This window comes from Sphingomonas sp. (genome assembly GCF_040398505.1).
Taxonomy (GTDB): Bacteria; Pseudomonadota; Alphaproteobacteria; order Sphingomonadales; family Sphingomonadaceae; genus Sphingomonas.
In genome coordinates this window covers 1-2,470 of the sequence record NZ_JBBATX010000182.1, presented here as the reverse complement: position 1 = coordinate 2,470, position 2,470 = coordinate 1, and the positions used below count along the sequence as shown (strand labels likewise).

The following is a 2,470-nucleotide window of genomic DNA, read 5'->3' as shown; positions in this document are numbered from 1 at the left end:
CGGCCTCGCTGTCTTCGGGCCGCACGATGCTGACCAGCTCGCATTTCTCGAACTGGTGCTGGCGGATGAAGCCGCGCGTATCGCGCCCCGCAGCGCCCGCTTCGGAGCGGAAGCACAAGGTCAGCGCAGTGAGCCGCAGCGGGAGCGCGCTTTCGTCGAGCAACTCGCCCATCACGCTCGCGGTGAGCGAGACTTCGCTGGTGGGGATGAGCCAGCGATCGTCGGTCGTGCGAAAGCTATCGTCTGCAAACTTTGGCAGCTTGTCGGTGCCGTACATCGCCTCGTCTTTGACGAGCACGGGCGGGTTGCATTCTTCATAGCCATGCTCGCGCGTCTGCACGTCGAGCATGAACTGCCCGAGCGCCCGGTGGAGCCGCGCCATGTCGCCCCGCAGGAAGGTGAAACGCGCACCCGAAAGCCGCGCGCCGGTTTCGAAATCCATGCCCAGCGCCGGGGCGAGGTCGGCGTGTTCCGTGGGCGTAAAGTCGAACGTGCGCGGCGTGCCCCAGCGGGCGACCTCGACATTATCCTCCTCGCCCGCGCCCTCTGGCACGTCGTCGGCGGGGAGATTGGGGATGATGTCCAGCGCGGCCTTAAGTTGGGATGCAACCGCCTTTTCCTCGGCTTCGATTGCAGGCAGGCGTTCCTTGAGCATTGCCACTTCGGCCATCAGCGGCGCCGCGGTCGCGTCGTCCTTGGCCGCCTTGGCCGCGCCGATTGCCTTGGAGGCTTCGTTGCGCCGCGCCTGCGCGACTTGCGCCTCGGTCGATAGCGCGCGGCGGCGCTCATCGAGGTCGATCAATTCTGCGGCAATCGGGGAGAGCCCGCGCCGCGCCAAAGCAGCGTCGAAAGCGGCGGGATTTTCGCGGATGAAGCGGATGTCGTGCATGACCGGGCTATGCCGTCGCGCTGCCCGACGTGCAACCCGGTGTCCTCAAAGCAAGACCGGCCCCCGTGCTGGCGCGCGGGAGCCGGTCGGGAAGCGTGTAACGCTGTTTAGGCGGTGACCGTGGTCGGCTTGGCGAAGCGCTTGCGCGCAACCAACGCCGCTGCTGCCGCGCCGAACAGCAGCACCATCGGTGGTGCCGGGACCGGGGCGGGTGGGCCGCCGCTCGATCCGGTGCTGCCCGAGCTGCCATTGTGGCCGCTCGAGCCATAGCCGCCGTTCGAGCTCCATCCACCCGTCGACGAGCCATAGCTGCTCGACCCATAGCTGCTCGAACTGGCGGAGGAGCTGGTGCTCGATCCGTTGGAAGAGCTGGCCGAGGAGACATTGCCGCTCGATGAGGTCGATGCCGAGGACGACACATTGCCGCTGGAGCTCGAACTGGTCGAAGAGGCTGACGACACATTGCCGCTCGACGCCGATGAGGACGAGACGTTGCCGCTCGATGAGGACGACACATTGCCGCTGCTGCCGCCCGAGGCCGAGGAGACATTCCCGCTCGATCCGCCCGAGGCCGAGGAAGACCCGCCCGTTGACGACGTGCTCGACACGGTCGCGCCGCCGGTGCTGCTCGACGACCCACCGCTGCCGCCCGATGACGAGGTGCTGCTGACCGATCCGCTCGACGATGTGCTTGAAACGCTGCCGCTCGATGATCCGCCGGTTGAGGTCGAAGAGCCACCGGTCGAGGTCGATCCGCCGCTGGTCGAGGACCCGCCGGTCGAGGTCGAGGTGCTCGACCCGCCCGAAGAAATGTTGATCACCGTGCCGCTCGACCCCGAGCTTGACCCGGACCCCGAGCCGCTGGATGACCCGGTCGAGGTCGATGAGATCACGATGCTGCCACCGCCCGATCCGCCGCCGCCGCCGAAGAAACCGCCCGCGAAGAAGCCGCCGCCACCGCCGAATCCGCCGCCGCCGACAACCGCTGCAGCGCCCCCGCCCCCGCCGCCCGAATAGCCGCCCGAGGGCACGAACGCGGGGGGAAGCGGGATCGGTGCACCCTGGGTCGTGACCACCACCACTTGCGGCTGTGCCGCGGTGCGAGTCTGCGTCACGACTCGGCGAACGCGGGTGCCGGTCGCTCCGCGGGCGGCGACCGTTGTGGTCCGTCGAACGATTCGCTTGGTTGCCTTATAGGTGTAGCCGCTTCGCGCCTTGGCGCTGTCTGCGACATGCACCGCGCCACCGCCGATGACCGCGCCGCCGCACGCGCAGGCACAAAGTTTGGCTAAAGCCATCCGCACCGACATAAGTCTACTCTCTTGCTACCGCCGCCGTTTCAGGCAAAGCCCCGATTACTTCGGCCATTTCGCCGCTATCGGATAAAGTGCCCAACAAATCATTAAGTGCAAGGGCGTTAACCAAAGTTTAGCGATACTTGGCTGGTTTTCCCGAATGCTGCCAATGGTTGGTAAGGTTAACGTTTCATTATGATACAGCCGCTCCCTGACCGACTCGTATCTATGTACCCATCGGTTCGATTGGGACGGCATCTGGCGAGCGTGCCCAAAGATCGGATAT

The 2,470-nt window shown here is 66.0% G+C and carries 3 protein-coding genes; 2 read left to right on the top strand and 1 reads right to left on the bottom strand.

All coding sequences use genetic code 11. The annotated features are described in order from the left end of the window. A partial coding sequence (locus tag ABWP09_RS14155; RefSeq protein ID WP_353205762.1) for an aminoacyl--tRNA ligase-related protein occupies nt 1-889 on the bottom strand: 889 nt, incomplete at its 3' end. A gap of 114 nt (nt 890-1,003) precedes the next feature. Between ABWP09_RS14155 and ABWP09_RS14150 the strand changes: the two genes are divergently transcribed. Then, nucleotides 1,004-1,159, top strand: a complete 156-nt coding sequence (locus ABWP09_RS14150) for a hypothetical protein (protein ID WP_353205761.1) — start codon at nt 1,004-1,006, stop codon at nt 1,157-1,159. 78 nt (nt 1,160-1,237) lie between these two features. After that, a complete protein-coding gene (locus ABWP09_RS14145; RefSeq protein WP_353205760.1) occupies nt 1,238-1,906 on the top strand; it encodes a hypothetical protein in 669 nt (222 codons plus the stop codon). Nucleotides 1,907-2,470 lie beyond the last annotated feature (564 nt).